Genomic DNA, 20,747 nt, shown 5'->3' on the forward strand with positions numbered 1-20,747 from the left:
GTCATGTCCAGCCTCACGTGGTACGCCGGCCGCGCGGCGACGATGTCGCCGCGGGAGGTGCTCTGGCGCGCCCGACGCCTCGGCGATGCCCTGGTGCTCGGTGACGGTCTCCGCGCACCGGCGGGCTCTGCGTCGCTGCGCGGCGACGGGGATGACTGGGAGATGTTGCGCAAGCGCTTCATCTCGGGCACCGCAGCGCCGGTCCTGCTCGATGAGCGTCGCGCCGCGCACATCGCTGACACGTGCGACGTCGGCGCACTGATCGCCGAAGCCGACAGGATCTGTGACGGCGAACGCTCATATTTCGGGTACGGTCCGACGAACGTCGGCCGTTTCGTCGACTGGAACCACGACCCCATCAGCGGCTTTCACTGGCCAAACCTGGCCGGGAACCGCATCGATCACCGCGTTGCACCCAGCGATCCGAAATGGATCTGGGAGCTCAACCGCCTCCAGCATCTGCCCCTGCTGGCGCAGGCTTGGCTTTTCACCGGCGAAGCGTTCTATGCAGAAACAGCCTTTGCTCATCTTGATTCATGGCTCGACCAGAATCCCGTGGGTACCGGAATCGCATGGCGGGGCGCATTCGAGCCGGGCATCAGAGCCATCTCGATCGCCCTTGCCGTGCAGGGCTTGCGGACGTCACCCGCCCTGACCACCCCCAGGTACCAGCGGCTGGTGCGAATGTTGGACGCGACAGCACGGTACTGCTGGCGTGCCAGGTCGCGCTTCAGCTCGGCGAACAACCACCTGATCGGTGAGCTGAGCGGGATGGTGACGGTATGCCTGTTGTTCCCTGAGGTGGCCGTGTCAGAGGGCGTGCTGGCGCGAGCGGTCACCATCCTGGCTCGGGAAGCGGACAACTTGATCGCTCCTGACGGTTCCGGTGCCGAGCAGTCGGTGTCGTACCAGATCTTCGCTGCCGAGTTGCTCGCTGTGGTCGCAGTACTGCTTCGCCTGCACGGTATGCAGGGAGCCGCTGACATCGTCGCAGCGATCGATCGCGGCGGGACCTATCTCGCCCTTCTGGTCGGCGCCGACGATCCCGACCCCCGGTACGGCGACGATGACGACAGCTTCGCCGTACGACTGGGTGCGGAACCGAAACGGACGGTACGCCAACATCTCGGCGTCGTGGGGGCCATCACCGGCAATGACAGCGCAGTGAGGTACGGGGTGGGCACCCTCACTTCGGCATGGTTCGCGGATGCACTTCGTACTCGCCCACCTGGGGCCGAAGAAACGGCTCGCGCCGTCGTCGGCCCCAGCGGTTACGCCCAGGATGGCGGTCTGGTGGTTCTGCGCAGCGGCCGACGCCGAATCACCATGGACGTAGGCCCGCTCGGCTACCTGTCGACAGCGGCGCACGGGCACGCCGACGCACTCGCTGTCACCGTCGCTGCCGACGGGCACGATCTGATCGTCGACCCGGGGACGGGCAGCTTCTACCGGAACCCAGCCGTGCGCGAGGCCCACCGCGGCACCCGCATGCACGCCACGGTGTGTGTGGACGGCCTCGATCAGTCCGAGCCGGGTGGACCGTTCTATTGGCGACGGCGCGCAACCCCGACGGTGCACTCGGTCGACGTGGGAACCGGTGTCGTCGACGCCGAGCACGACGGGTACCGCCGACTCGCTGACCCGGTGACACATCGTCGTTGGCTCCTCGCGTCGCCCGGTGATCCTGTCGTACTCGTCGTCGATGTGGTCACGGGTCGATCGGAACACGACGTCACCGTGTCGTGGCCACTTCACCCCAGCCTCGGGATGACGCCCGTCCCGGCGGGCCATCTCATCTCGCGCGGTCAGGTGCCGGTGATGGGCATCTTCTACGGCGCGACGGCAACCATCGGGCTCGACCAGGTTCGCGGTGACAGAGACACGAACCTGGGATGGTGGTCGGATCGTCTGGAAAGCAGGACACCGGCCTGGCTGGTCGGTGTCCGAACCCGGTCCGTCCTTCCCGTGGCGATCGCGTCCCTGGTGTACCTGGGCGATCCCGCGCCCATTTCCGGTCCCGTGATCACCTGCCAGACAACGTCATTGACGGTCCGCTGGACTCAAGGCGGCGCTGCCCGCCAGGTGAGCATCGATACCCGCCGCCCCGGCATCCGCAGCGGCGAACTTCCTCAACGATCGAAACGATAGGAAAATCATGAAGGATCCGATGCGTCCCGCGGTCAGTGTTTTCGGACTCGGGTATGTGGGCTGTGTGAGCGCAGTCTGTCTCGCCTCGCGCCGGAACCGCGTCGTCGGCGTCGACGTCAATCTCGACAAACTCGACGCCCTCAGGCGTGGCGTGGCCCCCGTGGTCGAGGAACGTATCGGCGAGCTCACGGCGCAGGTGGTGGCCGCCGGGGATCTGATCGTGACCGCCGACGCCGCCGCCGCGGTGCTCGACACCGACCTGTCCCTGATCTGCGTCGGTACGCCGTCTGCGCCGGGCGGCGGGCTGTCCACCACCGCACTGGAGAAGGTCACCGACGCCATCGGGGCCGCACTGGCCGTGAAGGCAGGCTGGCACGTGGTCGTCTACCGCAGCACCATGGTGCCCGGCACGTGCGAGGATCTGCTCATCCCTCGCCTCGAAGCGGCGTCCGGAAAGCGTGCCGGCATCGATTTCGGAGTCTGCGTCAACCCGGAGTTCCTCCGGGAGGGTACGAGCGTACGCGACTTCTTCGATCCGGCGAAAACCGTTGTCGGCACCAATGAGTCGCGCAGCGCCTCGATGGTGCTCGGGCTCTACGACGAGCTGCCCGGGAAGCGGTTTCAGGTGCCGATCAGAGTTGCCGAGATGGCGAAATACGTCGACAACAGCTTTCACGCACTCAAGGTCGACTTCGCCAACGAGATCGGAGCGATCTGTTCGGTGTTGACTCTGGACTCCTATGACGTCATGGAGATTTTCTGCACCGACACGAAACTGAACATCAGCACCGCGTACCTCAAACCGGGCTTCGCTTTCGGCGGATCCTGCCTACCCAAAGACGTTCGCGCACTGACTCACACCGCGCGACAGAATGACCTCGACGTCCCGCTTCTGGCCAATCTGCTGACCTCCAACGAAAGTCAGATGCGCCGCGCGGTCGACTTGGTGCTGGCCGCGGGCCGTCGCAAAGTCGCGATCTTCGGTCTGTCCTTCAAGCAGGGCACCGATGACCTGCGTGACAGTCCACTGGTCGAACTCGCCGAGCGTCTCATCGGCAAGGGTTTCGACGTCAAGATCTATGATCCGACCGTCGTGCTGTCCCGCCTGACGGGCGCGAACCGCCAGTACATCAGCGAGCAGCTCCCTCACATCGGGGACCTGCTCAGTGACGACGCGGGCGCGGTGTTCGATCACGGCGAGGTCCTGATCGTCGGATCGCGCCGACCGGAAGTCGTCGAGGTGATCGAGCAGGCCGGATCCGACCGGTACATCGTCGATCTCGTGCGTCTGCCTGCCGCCGCGACGCTGCGCGGGACGCCGAACTATCAGGGGATCGGGTGGTGACCATGAACAGCCTGTCTCTCACCGACGCGTCGAATACCCGCCCCCGACGCCGGTCCCGCCCGCTGGATGCGGGCGGGACCGGTGTGCCGGGCCGGCGCTCGGGTCTGCGGGTGCTGATGATCGGTCCCTACCCGCTCGAACCGGGGCGTGTGCGCGGCGGCATCGAAGCGGTCACCAGCGTTCTCGTTCCGGCGCTGGCAGAGCGGGACGATGTCGAGAGCATCACCGTGGTGCGTTTTCACGACGGTGACGCGCCCGTGCCCTTCCGTCGGGAGGGGGACAAGGTGGACGTTCACTACGTACGCAGTCAGCGGTGGTTACGCACCCTCACCGGCTCCTATCTCGACCTGTGCAGAGCACGCCGACTGGTACGACGGCTTCACCCAGATGTGGTGCACGGCCAAGAGGTCGGATTGAGCGGCGCCATCGCGCTGCGCTGCAGCCCGAAGACCGCGGTCACTGTCCACGGGCTCCTGCTGTCCGACATGAGCTCTGAGGGGCACGGCATGCGGTGCCTGCGTCGAGTTCTGCGGGACGGCCTCATGCGCAGAATGCAGCAGTCGGTGCTCCGCCGCGCGAGACTCGTCATATCGATCTCGAATTGGGATGCGAGGATCCTCGACGTACCCATGCAGGGCGAACGGGTGCTGATAGCCAATCCGATCGGTGGGGAGTTCTTCAGCCTGGCACCATCGGGGCTCACACGACCCCACATTCTCTACGCCGGGGTTTTCACCGAGCGCAAGAATCCGATCGGAGTCATCAACGCGTTCGCCCTGGCACGGGCGTTCGTGCCGTCAGCGACGCTGACGCTCGTCGGTCCCCACCCTGACCCCGATTACCTGCGAGCTGTCCGCAACAGGGTCGAGGATCTCGGCCTGCGCGGCTGTGTCGAGATCGCCGACCTGGTCGGGGTCGAGCGCATGCGCGAAGAGATCGCTGCTGCCCGAGCCGTGGCACTGTTCTCTCGGGAGGAGAACGCCCCTACGATCCTGGCCCAAGCCATGGCGGCCGGCAAGCCCGTGATCGCGAGCCGCGTGGGTGGGGTGACCGACATGGTGAGCGATGACGAGACGGGCTTCCTGGTCGACCCTGACGACGAGCCGGCACTCGCCGACGGGATGGTGAGGCTCCTCGGCGATCAGGCCCTGGCTCTACGGATGGGTTGGCGGGCACATGAGGTCGCCGTCGACCGCTTCACGGCAGCGGCTGTCGCGGAGAAGACCGTGGCAGCGTATCGAGAAGTGTTGTCGTGAGGGCGAAATGATGACCAGCATCGACGAACTGGCATCGAAACTGTTGTGCGCCAGCGGGATGGCGGCAGTGGCCCGCCGGATACACTCCCGTCAGCTTGTCATTCTCATGTTCCATGGCGTGGAGGCGGAGCCACCCAGCCCTCCGTGCGACTGGGTGATCGACGCTGCGGCACTGCGGCGAAACCTGACGTGGCTGCGCCGTCGCTACCATGTCCTGCCGCTTGCAGAGGCGCTCGAGCGGCTCGGTGACGGATCGCTGCCGCGGCGGGCCGCGGTGGTGACCTTCGACGACGGCACAGCCAACCTGCTGACCCATGCCGCACCCGTCCTGCGCGACCTCGGTGTGCCGGCAGCGGTGTTCCTCGCCACGGGTCCCATGGGCACCGCGGAATTGCTGTGGGCTGACCGCCTGTGGTTGGCATTCGCGCAGACGACCCGATCCGAGGTCGACCTCTCCTCGTTGGGTCTCGGGACACGCCCCGTGACGGCAGACATCGACCGCGCCGCCGCACGCGATGTCACCATCGCGCGGCTCAAGGAACTGCCGGATGCGCAACGTCTCGCCGAAATGCGGACCGTCCTCGAGGCTCTCGGTCAAGACTGCGCCGCCGGCGGTGAGCTCTTCCGACTGCTGTCCTGGCCGGAGGCCGGTGATCTCGCCTGCGACGGGCTGGTGAGCCTGCACCCGCACAGCGTGACGCACCCTATTCTCGCGCGCTGCGACGACGCCAAGGTGGAATTCGAGGTCGCAGAGTCGTGCCGGGCATTGAGAATCAACACCGGTCGGACGCCGACGATCTTCGCCTATCCCAACGGCGGCGAGCAGGACATCGACGAACGTACTCGGCAAGCACTGGAGCGGAACGGTATCCGGTGGGCGCTGTCCACCATCGAAGGGTTCGCGGACTCCGGATCAGATCCCTTCCTGTTGCCCCGGATCGGTGTTTCGCCGCATCAGACTTTCCCGCAGTTCGTCCGCAGAACATCGGGCCTGGCTCTGCGACCACGCCGCCGGCGCAGATCCGGCGCGCGACGACGCACCGCGGACCATGGCGGACCGGAGCCGGCGCTCGCCGTGACCGGCCACAAGTCGTGGAGTGGGCGGACGTGACGACGCTCATCGTGACAGCGACACGCGTGGACACCATGTCCAACGGAACCGATCTGAGGATCGCGCAGCTCTGCGCGCTCATTCCCGACGAGCGGCATCTGTTCGTAGCCCCGCTGCATTCTCCTCCTGAGCGACCGTCGACGATCGACCGATCGACTCTGTTCACCAGTGTCACCGAGTGCGGACCGATGCTCACCGGTCCACTCTCACCGCGCCGGCACTTCCGCCTCGACGATCTCCACTATCTGCGGCACAGTCGGGCCAGAGAATTCGCCGCCGTACGGCAACGACTCGAAGCCCTGATCGTCGAGTACGCGATCTCGCAGATCGTGGTGTTCGGGGAGGAACTCGTCGAATTGGTCGCCGACATCGACGTCGAACACGCCGTGCTCGACGTCTGCGACAGCATGGCACTGCGGCGCAGCCGCGCCTTCGGATACGCCGGCGGCTTCCGTAGCCGACGGTGGCAGGACGCAATCGATCTGATCCGGGCCCGCCGCACGGAAGCGCGGCTGCCGCAGCTGTTCGACCGGGTGGTCACCGCCAGCGACGCCGACACGACGCACATCATCGCCCTCAGCGGCACCGCGTCGAACGTGCAAACCGTGCCCAACGGCGTCGACGAGAGCTATCTCGCCGCGATGCCACCGCCGGCGGACCGCCGCGCCGTGGTGTTCTGGGGCAACCTGGACTTCGCGCCCAATGCGGATGCGCTCGCGTACTTCTTCGACGACGTGTGGTTCCCCACATTGCGTGATGCCGCGGTAGCTGTCGAGGTCGTGGGACGCAATGCCCCGCCGTGGTTGGTCGAGCTCGCTGAACGCGAACCTCTGGTTCGGCTGGCTGGTTTCGTGCCGGACCTGCGATCCACGGTGTCGCGCTACCCCGTGATGATCAACCCCATGCAGACCGGAAGCGGGGTCAAGAACAAGGTGCTCGAGGCCTTCGGTCTCGGTGTCGTGGTGGTCTCGACGCCCCTCGGGGTCGAGGCGCTCAGTGCGGTCCGCAATGGGAAGCACCTCGTCATCGCCGAGGAGAGCCGGGAGTTCGCCGCGGCGGTGCTGGAACTGCTCGATGACGCGGACTGCCGACTTCGATTGCGCACCAACGCCAATGCACTGCTTCACGAGCATTATCGCTGGGACGTGGTCGGTCGACCGTGGCGGACCATGGTCGATGGGGGCGATGTCACCGCGGGACGAGGTCGACGGTGACTGGCACCTCCGGGGCTGATGTCGACACGCCAGATCTCAGCGGGCCGGGTTCGATGGCGGGCACGCTGCGTCGCGGTGCGGCGATATCGACGGCGATGCTGGTGTTCACCCAACTCGTATCCCTCGTTCAGACCCTCGTCCTGGCTCGGCTGCTCTCGCCGGAGGAGGTCGGCTGGTTCGCAGCCGGTACGGTGCTTTCCAGCTTCCTGATCACATTCGCAGAGGGCGGACTGGCCAATGCACTGGTGCAACGCGAGGGCAGGCTCCACGACGCGACGGTCACGGTGTTCTGGGCGACCTTGTCGACCGGTCTGGCATGGGCGCTCGTGGCGGTGGCCTGTGCGCCGTTGATCGGAAGACTGTTCGGGAGCGCGATCGTGGGATCGATCTGCGCCGTCTCGGCGGGCTCCATCGTCTTGCACGCCTTGACCTATGTGCCGGATGCCCTGTTGCAACGTCGCTTCGACTTCCGGGCCAGGTACATCGTCCAACCCGTCATCGTGGTGACCTTCGCGGTCACATCGGTGACGCTGTGCGCCAACGGCTTCGGCGTGTGGGGTCTGGTCATCGGCTCCTACTGCTCGGTCGCGGCCTGGCTTGTCGCGACGTGGACCCTGGCCGGTTTCCGCTCCGTAGCGCGGGGGCGCCCCTCGCTGGCGGTGTGGCGGGAGTTGACAGCCTTCTCGCTGCCGTTGGTCACGTGGACGATCGTCAACCGGGCCAGGGACATGATCGAGACGGCCATCGTGGGAGGTGCCCTGAACCCGACCGCGTTGGGTTTTTACCGCTACGGTCGCCGGCTGGGTGCTCTGCCGGAGGTCGCGGTGATCGACGTCGCATCCTACGTGTTGTTTCCGGCCTTCTCCCGGCTGGCCGGCGACCCGGCGCGGTTGCGTTCGGCGTTCCGCCGTGCCCTCCAGGTGCTGTGGTGTCTGACCCTGCCGGTCGCCTGCTTGATCATCGCAATCGGGGAGCCTGCGGTGGTGGTGCTGCTGGGCGAGAAGTGGAGGGGCGCAGGCGTCATGCTCGTGGCGCTGGCCGGGATCGGACCCGGAGTGGCGATGATGGCCGTCGGCATGGAATCGATCAAAGGTGTCGGGCGCACTGCGCCCCTGCACTGGGTGACGATCGTCAGCACGGCACTCGGCCTCGGACTGCTGTTCGCTCTGCTGCCCCTGGGCCTCGCCGGAGTGGGCCTGGCCCTGTCGTTGTCAACGCTTGCGGCAGGATTTCTCAGCCTGCTGCTGGCGCGTCGGCCGGTCGGCCTGACCATCGGCGAGCTCGTCCGCTTGCTGGGTCCACCGGTATTGGTGGCAGCTGCGCCGGCCGTCGGCGTCGGCCTCATCGAGCACCTGCTCATTCATGTCGACGAGCGCACGGTTTTCGTTGCCGCGCCGCTCCTGGCTCTGGAGGCCGCGGGATACCTCGCTCTCTGTGCGGTCGGACTCTCCTGGTTCGTTCCCTCGGCGTGGCATGAGATCTCCACGGTCGCACGTCAAATGCGGAATCGAAGCGCGTAGATCGGTGAAAGGAACTGCCATGGCGCAATGTCGCAGGATCTCACTCGTCGCACTGGTCACGTCTCTGGCGGTCATCGCGGGGTGTGTGAGTGGACAAGCGCTGCCGGAGGCTGCGTCGCAGACGATGTTCACCGGCGACTACTCGACGGGTGACTTCAGCCAGTGGTCGAGTGTGCAGAACAAGTCATTCAACGGACCCGGGGCAGACTACCGGCCGACGTATTCCGCCACCGTGGTCAACGATCCGGTGAAAGGGCGGGCGGCGCGATTCGAGGTGCGGGCAGGAGACTGGCCCGGCTTCGCCGGAGGGGAGCGCTCGGACGTCGGTTCTGACCAGGGTCAGACAGGCGGTACGGAGGGGCAGGTCCGGTGGTACCGCTTCTCCACGATGTTCGATCCCACTTTCCCGCAGAACCACGCCGATCTGGGGTGGGGCGTCACGAACGGATGGCATCCCGACTCCAGCGTGGGGAGTGCCGGGTTCGAGTGGGGTGTGGGCGCCAGGAACGGCTTCTGGTCTCTTGTCGTCGACGAGCAGACCCGCCCGGGGGTGTACGTGCGCGATTACACCGTCTTCGAGACGCCGTTGGACGTCGGCAGGTGGCATGACGTGATCATGCAGGTGAAGTGGTCGACCGACCCAAGTGTGGGGTGGATACGTCTGTGGCACAACGGTGTTCGTCAACTGTTCGCCGGCGGCTCGGATACCCTCGCGCTGAGCACGCTGGTCCCCGGTTCGACGAACTGCTATTACAAAGAGGGTTACTACCGAGAAGCCATGCAGCCCACAGGAATCGTGTACCACACCGGGTTCCGGGCGGCCATCGACGAGAATGGACTGTGATCCGTAGACGATTGCCGCTCAGCTCTGCAGGACCAGACTCGCCGGCTCGGCTCCGTCGAGGAAGATTCGCGCCCAGACGTCGAGCGTGAGGACGCTCCAGAGCTCCTTGCCGAAGTCGTAGCGACCGGCGCGGTGCAGTGCGAGAGCATGCCGCACGCGGTCGGGGTCCACCAGCGGGTCAGGCCGCGCTTCGGGCCCGAGTGTGAGCCGCTCCAATGCATCTCCGAGCCCGCCGCGAAACCACGGTCCGATGGGCACCGCAAAACCGATCTTCTTGCGCGACAGCAGCTCAGCCGGCAGGCGCCGGCTGGCGATCTCGCGGATGACGATCTTGGTGCGTCGCGGCGAGACTTTGAGTTCACCGGGGAGGCGAGCCGCGAATTCGGCGAGCTCGTGGTCGAGCAGCGGCATCCGTCCCTCGATGGATGCCGCCATGGTCATCTTGTCGCCCCGGACGAGAAGGTTGTCCGCGAGATAGCTCTCCACGTCCAGCGCCAGCATGCGATCGAGGGAGCTCATGGTGGGGTCGATGTCCGCCAAAGCAGCTGCCAGCGGGCGCAGGTCGTTGTCCGAGAGCCCGGCCACGGGGTCGGCGCCGAACCACGCCGGCCATCGATCGTCAGGTGTCCTGGACGCCAGAGCTCTGAGTGCCATTCGAGCCCGGCGCGGTAACCGATGCCACGCGGCCAGGGTGTTCAGCCGTTCTTCGCCGAGGAGGGCACGGGCGGGCGACCCCGCGCGATGAAGCAAGGCGTCAACGCGATACTTCGGATAACCACCGAACAGTTCGTCGCCACCCTCCCCGGACAGGACCACCGTCACGTGTTCCCGTGCCAGGCGAGACAGCGCGAGCAGCGGGATCTCGGACGGTTCGGCCAACGGTTCGTCGCGATGCCAGATCGCCTGCGGCATGAGCCGAAGGAATTCGTCGGGCCCGAGTCGCGTCTCGTGGTGGCGGGTCCGCAACGTCTCGGCCGTCGCGCGGGCGGCTGCCAACTCGTCGCCTGCCCAACTCTGGTCGAAGCCCACCGAAAAGGTCTGCACCGGCTCGTCGCAGAGCTCCGACATGAACGACAGCACGGTGCTCGAGTCCAGTCCGCCGGACAGGAAACACCCGAGCGGCACATCGCTGACGAGGCGACGCTCGACGGCCGTGCGCATCAGACCCTCCGCCTCGTCTGCGGCCTCGCCGATGGTGATCGTCGGTTTCTCGTCATAGCGCAGCCGCCACCAGCGCTCGATGGACAACCCGTCATCGCCGATGATCATCTTGTGGCCGGGGGGAAGTTGCCGGACGGATCGGAAAAGGGTCCGCGGGTTCGGGACGTAACGCAGAGTCAGATAGGCCTGCAGCGCTTCGTCATCCACCTCTGCAGAAACACCCGCGGCCAGTAGGGCTTTGATCTCCGAGCCGAAGACGACCTCACCGCCGCTGCGTGAGTAGTACAGCGGCTTCTTGCCGAAGCGGTCGCGGGCCACGAGGAGCCGGCGACGGTTGTCGTCCCACAGCGCCACCGCGAACATGCCCACGAGTCGATGGAGCACGTCATCGCCCCACTGCTCGTACCCGTGGACGAGAACCTCTGTGTCGCAGTGAGTTGTGAATCGGTGGCCGTGGCGCTCGAGCTCGGTCCGCAGTCCGCGAAAGTTGTAGATTTCGCCGTTGAAGACGACGGCGACCGTGCCGTCCTCGTTGAAGATCGGTTGGTCGCCGCCGCGCAGGTCGATGATCGCCAACCGGCGCATTCCCATCGAAACCCGATGTCGGTGAAAGCTTCCGTCGCCGTCGGGGCCACGGTGCACGATGGTCGTCAGCATGCGCTCGAGTCGCTGCGAGCGCGCGTCGAGCTCACCGTCACTCCAGATGCCGCAGATGCCACACATCAGTGGCCACCGCAGCGTGATGTTCCCCCTCGAGGTGTTTCCCCCACACCGGGATTCTGTCAAGCTTCGATGGCCGGCGCCACGCCTCGACGCGTATTCGATGGCCTTGATGCCACGCCGAACGGTCCTACACCGCGTGCGGAACGTCATCTAACCTTGACGGAATGAGTTCCGACGCGCCGCAACCCGACGACGAGGACACCGGGCCGCTGCAGATCGGCTCGCCTGTGCCGCCGTCGGCGCGGGCGGATCGTCGGTTCGATGCCCCGCTGTCGGTGAATCCACGGCCCGTGCACCGCAACAACCGGCCGTTGGTTCTGATTGCGGTCGCCACCGTCGCAGTGGTCGGGCTCGGGGTCCTCGCGTGGCTGTTCTGGCCGTCGTCGCAGGGCTCGGATGCCGCGGACGGTGCTGCTGCGGCGACGTCGCCGACGGAGACTCCCGAACAGGCGCAGGCACGGTTGATGCGGATGCTGCCGCCGGGGTACGCCCCGGACTCCTGTGAGACGGTGGTGCCCGCGCAGGGGGCACTGGCCCAGGTCAGCTGTGGCCAGAACACCGATGCCGGTGGTCCGCTGACGGCCACCTACACGCTGGCTACCGACAAGGCTGCCGCCGAGGACCTGTTCGACAACATCGTGGCCACGTCATCGGTGGTCGATTGCCCGGGCAACATCCAGTCGCCTGGACCGTGGCGGCGCAACGCGACCCCGCAGCAGACAGCGGGAACGCTGGTGTGCGGATTCCAGCAGAGCAAGCCGACGGTCGGCTGGAGCACCGACGCGAACCTGCTGATCAGTCAGGTGCAGTCCGGGCCGACGGGCCCCAACATGGTCCAGCTCTACACCTGGTGGGCATCGCACTCCTAGCGGAGTTCGCGGCCCACCAGGTGAGGTGCTGTCAGGACGGCGGGGGCACCACGACGGTGGTCGTGGCCGGGCTCTGCATCGGTGCGGGGGTACCGCTGCTGCCTTCGGGCAGCGGGGTGCCCGAACTGCCCTGAGGCGCCGGGCTCACTGCGGCGGGTGCCGGCGCCGGAGTGGCCGCGGCGGGCACCGGAGCGGGGCTGGCCGGAGCCATCTCGGCGGGCATCGGAGTTCCGGCCTCACCCGCCGGCAGCGGTGTCCCGGCGCTACCCGCAGGCAACGGAGTGCCCGAGCTGCCCTGCGGCAGCGGTGTGCCCGCGCTGCCCGCAGGCACGGGGGCGGGCGTCTCGGTGGCCGAGGCAGGAGCTGCGCCCGGGGTGGGCGGCGTCGACGTGGTAGCGGTCTCCGGGGTGGCCGTCTCGGCGGCGCCGGAGGACGTGGAGCCCGACGATGCAGGGGCGCTGTAGCCGCCCGTTGCGGGCGCCGGCGGTGGCGGCGGGGGCTCCACCCACAGCAGCAGCTGGTCGGGACCGCCGTCGGAATAGAAGACGCTGTCGGGCTTTTCACCTGTCACGTCGAAGTAGATCTTGCCGGTGGTCTTCTCGCCCTGCGCCAGCGTCGAGGGGTTCACGCCCTGAGGTGTGGCCACGGTGAACAGCACCCGGTAGGTGTCACCGTTGCGGGCGCGCGCATTGAGATTGGACACGATGGGTGTGACCGACCCGGCGATCGCTTCGTCGGTGGCGGTGGCTTCCCACAGCGTGCCGACGGGCTGATAGGGGATCATGTCGCTGCTGGGCTTGAGGCCGGTGATCGTCCAGTGCTGCACGACGTTGCCGTTGACGAGTTCACCGGGCTGGCCGAGGTACTGCACCTCCGCGTCAGCCGACGCGATCGGTGCCCCGGAAACGCCGATCGCAGCCGCTGCGGCGGCAGCGATCACTGCGGGCTTGAATTTCACTGAATTGTCCTCCCGACTTTCTTTGAGCGAGCAGCGAGATACACCTCACGAGCAACCTAACAGCTCCCAGAAGCACCCCCGCGCACCAATTTGTTCGATGAGGTGGCTTCGGCCTTAGCGGACAGTCGAACTGAGCTGGCGGCATCGAGCGCAACGGGCATGCCGACACGACCGCGAGCAGCAAATCTCGTGATTGACGTCGGAACGGGCCCCCGACGGACTATCGTCCCCGGCTGACGGGGATTTCGATCACGAACAGGGGATCATTTTTCATGGGCAAGCACTCCAAGAGCGGCGCACGGTCGATGTCGGTGCGCACCTATCTCGCGGCGGGGGTCACTGCGGGCGTGACCAGCGTCGCGATGGCCGGCATCGGCACGCTGATGCTGGACTACGACGCCGCGCCGGCGCAGGTGACGCATCAGATCCAACTCGTGAACGACGAGCACGTGCTGTGGTGGGCGCAGGTCGGCCATAAGAGCAAGAAGGTCAACGCGGCCGACGCCCCGAGCGCCCCGGTGAAGCCTGCGCTGCGGCCGATGATCGGTGAGGGCGGCTGGCTCTATGGAGACGGTGTCGACGCCGCCGCCGACTGCACCGGCGCCGCGTGCAACGGCGGCGACGCCGGTCTGCTGGGCGGCAACGGCGGAAACGGGGCCAATGGCGGCTCCGGTGGAAACGCGGGCAAGTGGTTCGGCAACGGCGGTAACGGCGGGGATGGTGTCGACGCGGCCGCTGACTGCACCGGCGCTGCATGCAACGGCGGCGCCGGCGGCGCGGGTGGCGCCGGCGGCAAGTTCGGTGGCAACGGCGGCAACGGTGGTAACGGCGGCAAGGGTGTGAACAACACCGCCAACGTCGTCGACGACCCGGCAACCAAGGACAAGGACGAGTCCGCCGTCAACAACGCCTTCGGCGGTAACGGTGGTGCCGGCGGCTCCGGTGGCCGATGGGGCGGCAAGGGCGGCAACGGTGGCAACGGTGGCAGCGCCGCCTCCGCCAACGGCTCGTCGCAGGGCGGCAAGGGCGGCGCCGGTGGCGACGGCGGTGAGGTCGGCAAGACCACCGCCGGTAACGGTGGCAACGGCGGCAGCGCCGACACCACGGGCACCGACGAGATCGCCGTCGGTGGTAACGGTGGTTCCGGCGGTCGCTCGGAGAACGGCACCGGCGGTGCCGGTGGCACCGGTGGCGCCGCGACCGGCAACAACGACAACGACACCTACGGTGGCGACGGTGGTTCCGGCGGCAGTACCAAGAACGGCCAGGCCGGCGCCGGCGGCGCAGGCGGCAACGCCGGCGCGGCCGGGGGAGACGCGACCGGCGGTGACGGCGGCGACGGCGGTGGCGCGACCGGCATCGTCGGTAAGGGCGGCGACGGCGGCAAGGGTGGCAACGGCACGTCCGCAACCGGCACCGGCAAGGGCGGTGCCGGTGGGACCGGCGGCGGCGGCGGCTTCGCCGGAAAGTCCGGCAACGACGGCGCCGACGGCACCGGCAGTGGGACCGGTGCCTCGACCTAACCGGCACGGTTGAGCATCAGCCGGGTGTCGACCACGGTCGGCACCCGGCTGATTGCTGTGTGCTCTCGTCAAAGTCGCTGGCTGCCAGCCTGATTGGATGGTCTATCATCGCTGGCATGTCTGACACCAAACCGGCGTGGATGGCCCCGGCCGCGCTCGTCGTCGCCGTCGTCGCGCTTGCCCTCGCCGCATGGGGGCTGCTGCGCCCGTCGTCGACCGACAGCGCGAACACCGCTGCGCTCCCGTCCACCGGTGACGCCAAGACCGAGATCTGTCAGGCGTTCACCACGGTGCGCAACGCGGTGTCACTGCAGACCAACGCGAATCTCGGCACCGACAAGGTCGCTCGTCAGGCAGTGGCCGCGAATGCGCGACTCGCCACACTCGGAGGCGGCCAGTACCTGCTCTCCCGGCTCAACGCCGCTGTGCCCAGTGATCTGGCCGACGCGGTGCGGTCGTTCGCAAACGATCTCACCTACATCGGCATGGGCCAGCTTGCCGGCGCCCCCGGCGACGACCCCGCTCAGGCCCAGCGGCAGCAGAGCGCGCAGGACACCGCGACGAAGATCGACGAGATGTGCCGCTAGCCAATCAGGCAGGCACAAAGTCGACACCGGCCAGTGCTACGGCGTCATCGCGTTCCGGCGCGGTGACCACCGCCCGATAGGCTCCGGCGTCCTTCCAGACGCTGACCTTCAGCGTCTCGCCGGGGAACACGACACCGGCCATGCGCGCGCCGTAGGACTTCAGGGCAGCGACATCGCCGTCGAGCAGGTTGTCGACCAGCGCCTTGCAGGTCATGCCGTAGGTGCACAGCCCGTGCAGGATCGGGCGTGGAAAGCCCGCTGCCGCAGCGAATTCCGGGTCCGAATGCAGAGGGTTGCGATCGCCGCACATACGGTAGAGCAGTGCCTGCTGCGGTGAGGTGGGCAGCGTCAGCTCGATGTCGGGCGCACCCTCGGGCGCGGCGGACGATCCCGACGGGCCGCGGTCGCCGCCGAAGCCGCCCTCACCGCGGGCGAAGATCGAGCGCTTCTGCGTCCACAGCAGGGTTCCGTCAGCGTCTTTGACCTCGGTCTCCGACCAGATCACCGCGGCCTTGCCCTTGTCCCAGATCTCGGTGAACCGGGTGACCGCGGTGGCCGTCCCCGACGGCGGGATCGGACCGGGCACGGTCACCGCCTCGCTGGCGTGCAACACCTTGGACAGCTCGATGTCGATGCCGGGGAACTTCACCACGGGGGGTTCGGTCAGGTGGAAGCTCTGCGCGACATTGCCGAAGGTCGGCAGCACCTGTGGTGTGCCGTCGGTCAGATAGCGCAACTCGCGCGGATCCATCGGATCGGCACCCGCACCGAGCCCGAGATGATAGAGCTGCACATCGCTGCTGCTCCAGGAGAATTCGACCGGGGGCAGTTCGGCACCGATCGCCTCGTCGAGGTTGATGGGCATGCTTACTCCTTGCCGGCCAGGTGCCGTGCCGCGAGGTACCCGAACGTCATCGCGGGGCCGATCGTGCCGCCGGGTCCGGGATAGGTGTGCCCCATCACCGGGGCGCTGACGTTACCCGCTGCGTAGAGTCCGTCGATCACCGAGCCGTCGTCGCGCAGGGCGCGTCCGTGGACGTCGGTGACGATGCCGCCCTTGGTGCCGAGATCGCCCGGCACCATCTTCGCGGCGTAGTACGGGGCGTGGCTGATCTCGCCGAGGTTGGGGTTCGGCTTGTTGGTGGGATCGCCGTAGTAGCGGTCGTAGGCGCTCTCGCCGCGTTTGAAATCCTCGTCGACGCCGCTGCGAGCAAATCCGTTGAAGCGCTGCACCGTCTCGGACAGGGCTGCGACGGGTAGACCGGTCTTGGCTGCCAGCTCCTCGAGCGTGTCCGCCTTCACGATCACCCCGGATTCCATCCACTTGTTCGGAATCCGTTGCCCCGGTTGCAATCCGGCGAAGATGTAGCGGTCGCGATACTGCTGGTCGAAGATCAGCCACGCCGGGATGTTCTCGCCGGGACCCTGACCCTGCCCGTATTGCCCGCCGTACATGTGGTGGCACGCCTCGACATACGGCATCGACTCGTTCATGAACCGCTTGCCGTTCATGTTGACGATGATCGAGCCGGGGGAGTTGCGCTCGGAGAGGGCGAACCACGGGGCACCCTTCAGCGGCACCGTGGGGCCCCACCACGCGTCTTCCATGACATCCAATGCGGCACCGAGCTTTTCGGCGGCGAGGATGCCGTCGCCGGTGTTGGCCACCGCGCCCACCGTCCACTCGGTGGTGATCGGGGCGCGCTGGTACTTGACCCGCATCTGTTCGTTGTGCTCGAAACCGCCGCTGCCCAGGATCACCCCGCGCCGGGCCCGGATCAGCGTCGGCTCTGCGCTCTCGGGTTCGGCAGTGTTGCGCACATAGATGCCGCGAACCACCCCGTCTTCGACGTGGAGGTCCGTCATCGCGGTGTTCAGCTGCACCGGCACCCCCGCCTTCTGCAGGCCGATGCGCAGCGGCGCGATCAACGCGCGACCCATGCCCACGAGGTTCTTTCCGGTGGCCTGCGCCCACATCGTGCGCGCGCCGACCTTCAGGCTGCGCAGCACCCCGCGGGGATGACGCTTGAGTTGGTTGAGCCGCACGTAGTCCTGCTGCATCACCACCACGTTGAGCGGCACCTTGCCGTACGGGGGTTCCAGGCCCTTCATGTCGGGTCCCAGCTTCTTGGCGTCGAACGGCTTCGGTTCCACCGATCGCCCGGTCGACTTGCCCCCGGGTGCCTCGGGGTAATAGTCGGAGTAGTTCGGCACCCAGCACAGCTTCAGCGGTGAGTGCTCGAGCACGAACGACAGCATCTCCGGACCGCGATCGAGGTAGGTATCGATCTTCTCGGCGGGCACGACGTCGCCGATGATCGAGTGCAGGTAGGTGCGGGCGGCCTCGCGGGTGTCGCTGACCCCGTCCCGCTCGAGAACCTCGTTGTTCGGAATCCACACCCCGCCACCCGAGCGGGCGGTCGAACCACCATAGTGCGGAGCCTTCTCGACGACTATCGTCGAGAGACCCTGATGAGCGGCCGTGAGGGCGGCGACCATACCCGCGGCGCCGCTGCCCACCACGACGACGTCATACTCCTGCTCGGTCATGTAGAACACGTTATAGAATTGCCCGGCCGACTAACAACTGTGCCGGTGGACGAAACGAGGGGAATTCACATGTTGCCCGCGCAGGTGCGCGAAAAGCTCGCCGCCGACCTGGCCGAAGCCGAGCGCACACGTCAGCCCATCTCACCTCTCACGGACGCGCATCCAGCCATCGACGTCGTCGATGCCTACGAGATTCAGCTGATCAACATCCGGTCGAAGGTGGCCGACGGCGCGCGGGTGATCGGCCACAAGGTGGGGCTGTCCTCGGAAGCCATGCAGAAGATGATGAACGTCGACGAGCCCGACTACGGGCATCTGCTCGACGGCATGGAGGTGTTCGAGGATCGGCCCGTGGAGTCGGCCCGGTATCTGTACCCCAGGGTGGAGGTCGAGGTCGGCTTCATCCTCTCCGACGACCTGCCGGGCGCCGGTTGCACCGAGGACGACGTGCTGGCGGCGACCGCGGCGTTCGCGCCGGCGATCGAGTTGATCGACACGCGCATCACGAATTGGCAGATCAAGTTGTGCGACACCATCGCCGACAACGCCTCGTCGGCGGGATGGGTACTGGGCGAGGCGCGGGTCTCGCCCAAGGACATCGACATACGAAGCATCGACGCGGTGCTGACCAACAACGGCGAGGTGGTCGCCGAAGGGCGCAGCGACGCGGTTCTGGGCAACCCCGTCACCGCGGTGGCGTGGCTGGCGCGCAAGGTGGAGGGGTTCGGCGTCCGTCTGAAGGCCGGTGACATCGTGCTGCCGGGGTCGTGCACCCGCGCGATCGACGCGCCGCCGGGTAGCCGTTTCGTCGCCGATTTTTCCGGGTTGGGTTCGGTACGACTGGATTTCGAATAGGAGCCTGATATGGCTGACAAGGCAACCGTGGCGATCGTCGGGTCGGGCAACATCAGTACCGACCTGCTGTACAAACTCCTGCGTTCGGAGTGGCTGGAGCCGCGCTGGATGATCGGGATCGACCCGGAGAGTGAGGGTTTGGCCCGCGCCCGCAAGCTCGGTCTGGAGACCTCGCACGAGGGGGTGGACTGGCTGCTCGCACGTGATGAGATGCCGGACATGGTGTTCGAGGCGACCAGTGCCTACGTGCACCGGGATGCGGCACCGCGCTATGCCGAGGCCGGTATCCGGGCGATCGATCTGACCCCCGCGGCGGTGGGGCCGGGGGTGATCCCGCCGGCGAATCTGCGCGAGCATCTGGACGCGCCGAACGTGAACATGGTGACCTGCGGTGGGCAAGCGACGATTCCGATCGTCTACGCCGTGTCCCGCGTGGTGGGGGTGCCGTATGCCGAGATCGTGGCGTCGGTGTCCTCGGCGTCGGCAGGTCCGGGGACACGGGCCAACATCGACGAGTTCACCAAGACCACCAGCGCCGGGGTGTCGACGATCGGCGGCGCGCAGCGGGGTAAGGCGATCATCATCCTCAATCCCGCGGATCCGCCGATGATCATGCGCGACACCATCTTCTGCGCGATTCCCGACGACGCCGACCACGCCGCGATCACGGCGTCGATCAAAGAGGTGGTGGCCGAGGTGCAGACCTATGTGCCCGGCTATCGGTTGCTCAACGAGCCGCAGTTCGACGAGCCGTCGGTGGTCAACGGCGGCACCCATGTCGTCACGACGTTCATCGAAGTGGAGGGTGCGGGCGACTACCTGCCGCCCTACGCTGGAAATCTGGACATCATGACTGCCGCGGCCACCAAGGTGGGCGAGGAGATCGCCAAGGAAGTCCTGGCAGCGACCACCGGAGGTCACGCATGAGCGGCATCTATTTCGATCCGATGTGGGATGTGCGGATGACGGACACGTCGCTGCGTGACGGGTCCCATCACAAGCGGCATCAGTTCACCAAAGACGAGGTGGGTGCGATCGTCGCGGCCCTGGATGCGGCCGGGGTGCCGGTCATCGAGGTCACCCACGGTGACGGGTTGGGCGGGTCGAGCTTCAACTACGGGTTCTCCAAGACCCCGGAGCAGGAACTGATCAAGCTCGCCGCCGAGACGGCGAAAGACTCGAAGATCGCGTTCCTGATGCTGCCCGGGGTGGGCACCAAGGAAGACATCAAAGAGGCGCAGAACAACGGCGGGTCGATCTGCCGGATCGCCACGCACTGCACCGAAGCTGACGTCTCGATCCAGCATTTCGGGCTGGCCCGCGAACTCGGGTTGGAGACCGTCGGGTTCTTGATGATGAGTCACACCATCTCCCCGGACAAGCTCGCCAAGCAGGCCCGGATCATGGCCGATGCGGGGTGTCAGTGCGTCTACGTCGTCGACTCCGCCGGTGCCTTGGTGTTGGAGGGGGTGCGGGATCGGGTGGCGGCGTTGGTCGCCGAACTCGGTGACGACGCGCAGGTGGGTTTCCATGGGCACGAGAACCTCGGGTTGGGGGTGGCCAACTCGATCGAGGCGGTGCGGGCCGGGGCCAAGCAGATCGACGGGTCGTGCCGCCGCTTCGGTGCCGGGGCCGGTAACGCGCCGGTGGAGGCGTTGATCGGGGTGTTCGACAAGATCGGGGTGAAGACCGGCATCGATTTCTTCGACATCGCCGACGCCGCCGAAGAGGTCGTCGCCCCGGCGATGCCGGCCGAGTGCCTGCTGGACCGCAACGCGTTGATCATGGGCTACTCCGGGGTGTACTCCAGCTTCCTCAAACACGCCATCCGCCAGTCCGAGCGCTACGGGGTGCCCGCGCACAAGCTGCTGCACCGCGCCGGGCAGCGCAAACTCATCGGCGGCCAGGAAGACCAGCTCATCGACATCGCCCTGGAGATCAAACGGGAGATGGACGCGGCGGCGACCACGTAGGCCCGCGCGCAGGACGACCGTCAGCCGGTGAACGTGAGCAGACGGCCGGCTTCTGGCGGTTGCGCGGTGTTTAGCTTCTGCGGCGATCGGCTAGCAAAAAGGGAAGCGAA

17 protein-coding genes are annotated in these 20,747 nt (G+C 66.9%); 13 read left to right on the forward strand and 4 right to left on the reverse strand.

Annotated elements, in window-relative coordinates; translation table 11 throughout:
• Window positions 1–3 precede the first annotated feature (3 nt).
• The 7 genes from MHN84_RS15650 to MHN84_RS15680 are packed head-to-tail and all read left to right on the forward strand — an operon-like array spanning window position 4 to window position 9,438.
• Window positions 4–2,148 (forward strand): alginate lyase family protein, encoded by a 2,145-nt coding sequence (locus tag MHN84_RS15650; protein WP_241205453.1) that lies wholly within the window; start codon window positions 4–6, stop codon window positions 2,146–2,148.
• 19 nt (window positions 2,149–2,167) lie between these two features.
• Complete coding sequence (locus MHN84_RS15655; RefSeq protein WP_255730499.1) at window positions 2,168–3,493, forward strand: nucleotide sugar dehydrogenase; 1,326 nt, start codon at window positions 2,168–2,170, stop codon at window positions 3,491–3,493.
• Window positions 3,494–3,495: 2 nt separating this feature from the next.
• A complete protein-coding gene (locus tag MHN84_RS15660) occupies window positions 3,496–4,749 on the forward strand; it encodes a glycosyltransferase family 4 protein (protein WP_241205455.1) in 1,254 nt (417 codons plus the stop codon).
• A 10-nt stretch (window positions 4,750–4,759) separates the two neighbouring features.
• Window positions 4,760–5,860 (forward strand): polysaccharide deacetylase family protein, encoded by a 1,101-nt coding sequence (locus tag MHN84_RS15665; RefSeq protein ID WP_241205456.1) that lies wholly within the window; start codon window positions 4,760–4,762, stop codon window positions 5,858–5,860.
• A complete protein-coding gene (locus MHN84_RS29885) occupies window positions 5,857–7,074 on the forward strand; it encodes a glycosyltransferase family 4 protein (protein ID WP_241205457.1) in 1,218 nt (405 codons plus the stop codon). Before MHN84_RS15665 ends, MHN84_RS29885 begins: the two co-directional genes overlap by 4 nt.
• Window positions 7,071–8,594, forward strand: a complete 1,524-nt coding sequence (locus tag MHN84_RS15675) for an oligosaccharide flippase family protein (protein WP_241205458.1) — start codon at window positions 7,071–7,073, stop codon at window positions 8,592–8,594. Before MHN84_RS29885 ends, MHN84_RS15675 begins: the two co-directional genes overlap by 4 nt.
• Window positions 8,595–8,613: 19 nt before the next feature.
• Entirely contained in the window at window positions 8,614–9,438 is an 825-nt protein-coding gene (locus MHN84_RS15680; protein WP_241205459.1) for a polysaccharide lyase, read from the forward strand.
• An 18-nt stretch (window positions 9,439–9,456) separates the two neighbouring features.
• Here the strand turns inward: MHN84_RS15680 and asnB are convergent, their stop codons facing one another.
• Window positions 9,457–11,322, reverse strand: coding sequence for an asparagine synthase (glutamine-hydrolyzing) (asnB, locus tag MHN84_RS15685; protein WP_241205460.1), 1,866 nt, complete (start codon window positions 11,320–11,322; stop codon window positions 9,457–9,459).
• Between the two features lie 164 nt (window positions 11,323–11,486).
• Between asnB and MHN84_RS15690 the strand changes: the two genes are divergently transcribed.
• Window positions 11,487–12,191 carry a hypothetical protein gene (locus tag MHN84_RS15690; protein WP_241205461.1) on the forward strand — a complete coding sequence of 235 codons (705 nt, stop codon included), beginning with the start codon at window positions 11,487–11,489 and terminating at the stop codon, window positions 12,189–12,191.
• A 31-nt stretch (window positions 12,192–12,222) separates the two neighbouring features.
• On the opposite strand, the gene MHN84_RS15695 is transcribed toward MHN84_RS15690, so the two are convergent.
• The gene (locus tag MHN84_RS15695; RefSeq protein WP_241205462.1) at window positions 12,223–13,149 is read right to left on the reverse strand and encodes an MPT63 family protein; all 927 of its coding nucleotides are present in this window, start codon (window positions 13,147–13,149) and stop codon (window positions 12,223–12,225) included.
• A 272-nt stretch (window positions 13,150–13,421) separates the two neighbouring features.
• Here MHN84_RS15695 and MHN84_RS15700 point away from each other — a divergent pair, with 272 nt between their 5' ends.
• The gene (locus tag MHN84_RS15700) at window positions 13,422–14,672 is read left to right on the forward strand and encodes a hypothetical protein (protein ID WP_241205463.1); all 1,251 of its coding nucleotides are present in this window, start codon (window positions 13,422–13,424) and stop codon (window positions 14,670–14,672) included.
• A gap of 116 nt (window positions 14,673–14,788) precedes the next feature.
• Window positions 14,789–15,259 carry a hypothetical protein gene (locus MHN84_RS15705; RefSeq protein ID WP_241205464.1) on the forward strand — a complete coding sequence of 157 codons (471 nt, stop codon included), beginning with the start codon at window positions 14,789–14,791 and terminating at the stop codon, window positions 15,257–15,259.
• Between the two features lie 4 nt (window positions 15,260–15,263).
• Here MHN84_RS15705 and MHN84_RS15710 read toward each other — a convergent pair whose 3' ends face one another.
• Complete coding sequence (locus tag MHN84_RS15710) at window positions 15,264–16,124, reverse strand: MaoC/PaaZ C-terminal domain-containing protein (RefSeq protein ID WP_241205465.1); 861 nt, start codon at window positions 16,122–16,124, stop codon at window positions 15,264–15,266.
• Window positions 16,125–16,126: 2 nt separating this feature from the next.
• Window positions 16,127–17,809 carry a 3-oxosteroid 1-dehydrogenase gene (kstD, locus tag MHN84_RS15715; RefSeq protein ID WP_241205466.1) on the reverse strand — a complete coding sequence of 561 codons (1,683 nt, stop codon included), beginning with the start codon at window positions 17,807–17,809 and terminating at the stop codon, window positions 16,127–16,129.
• Window positions 17,810–17,878: 69 nt separating this feature from the next.
• Between kstD and MHN84_RS15720 the strand changes: the two genes are divergently transcribed.
• The 3 genes from MHN84_RS15720 to dmpG are packed head-to-tail and all read left to right on the forward strand — an operon-like array spanning window position 17,879 to window position 20,637.
• Window positions 17,879–18,664: a 2-keto-4-pentenoate hydratase gene (locus MHN84_RS15720; protein ID WP_241205467.1), complete on the forward strand. Its 786-nt coding sequence runs from the start codon at window positions 17,879–17,881 to the stop codon at window positions 18,662–18,664.
• A gap of 9 nt (window positions 18,665–18,673) precedes the next feature.
• Window positions 18,674–19,591: an acetaldehyde dehydrogenase (acetylating) gene (locus MHN84_RS15725; protein ID WP_241205468.1), complete on the forward strand. Its 918-nt coding sequence runs from the start codon at window positions 18,674–18,676 to the stop codon at window positions 19,589–19,591.
• Window positions 19,588–20,637 carry a 4-hydroxy-2-oxovalerate aldolase gene (dmpG, locus tag MHN84_RS15730; protein WP_241205469.1) on the forward strand — a complete coding sequence of 350 codons (1,050 nt, stop codon included), beginning with the start codon at window positions 19,588–19,590 and terminating at the stop codon, window positions 20,635–20,637. Before MHN84_RS15725 ends, dmpG begins: the two co-directional genes overlap by 4 nt.
• Window positions 20,638–20,747: the final 110 nt, after the last annotated feature.

It is taken from the genome of Mycobacterium sp. PSTR-4-N, assembly GCF_022348085.1.
Taxonomy (GTDB): domain Bacteria; phylum Actinomycetota; class Actinomycetes; order Mycobacteriales; family Mycobacteriaceae; genus Mycobacterium.

Excerpts from the sequence above, each read along its gene's own strand:
- MHN84_RS15650 (WP_241205453.1), top strand. The coding sequence starts at position 4 with ATGTCCAGCCTCACGTGGTACGCCGGCCGCGCGGCGACGATGTCGCCG.
- MHN84_RS15655 (WP_255730499.1), top strand. The coding sequence starts at position 2,168 with ATGCGTCCCGCGGTCAGTGTTTTCGGACTCGGGTATGTGGGCTGTGTG.
- MHN84_RS15660 (WP_241205455.1), top strand. The coding sequence starts at position 3,496 with ATGAACAGCCTGTCTCTCACCGACGCGTCGAATACCCGCCCCCGACGC.
- MHN84_RS15665 (WP_241205456.1), top strand. The coding sequence starts at position 4,760 with ATGACCAGCATCGACGAACTGGCATCGAAACTGTTGTGCGCCAGCGGG.
- MHN84_RS15680 (WP_241205459.1), top strand. The coding sequence starts at position 8,614 with ATGGCGCAATGTCGCAGGATCTCACTCGTCGCACTGGTCACGTCTCTG.
- asnB (WP_241205460.1), bottom strand. The coding sequence starts at position 11,322 with ATGTGTGGCATCTGCGGCATCTGGAGTGACGGTGAGCTCGACGCGCGC.
- MHN84_RS15690 (WP_241205461.1), top strand. The coding sequence starts at position 11,487 with ATGAGTTCCGACGCGCCGCAACCCGACGACGAGGACACCGGGCCGCTG.
- MHN84_RS15700 (WP_241205463.1), top strand. The coding sequence starts at position 13,422 with ATGGGCAAGCACTCCAAGAGCGGCGCACGGTCGATGTCGGTGCGCACC.
- MHN84_RS15705 (WP_241205464.1), top strand. The coding sequence starts at position 14,789 with ATGTCTGACACCAAACCGGCGTGGATGGCCCCGGCCGCGCTCGTCGTC.
- MHN84_RS15710 (WP_241205465.1), bottom strand. The coding sequence starts at position 16,124 with ATGCCCATCAACCTCGACGAGGCGATCGGTGCCGAACTGCCCCCGGTC.
- kstD (WP_241205466.1), bottom strand. The coding sequence starts at position 17,809 with ATGACCGAGCAGGAGTATGACGTCGTCGTGGTGGGCAGCGGCGCCGCG.
- MHN84_RS15720 (WP_241205467.1), top strand. The coding sequence starts at position 17,879 with ATGTTGCCCGCGCAGGTGCGCGAAAAGCTCGCCGCCGACCTGGCCGAA.
- MHN84_RS15725 (WP_241205468.1), top strand. The coding sequence starts at position 18,674 with ATGGCTGACAAGGCAACCGTGGCGATCGTCGGGTCGGGCAACATCAGT.
- dmpG (WP_241205469.1), top strand. The coding sequence starts at position 19,588 with ATGAGCGGCATCTATTTCGATCCGATGTGGGATGTGCGGATGACGGAC.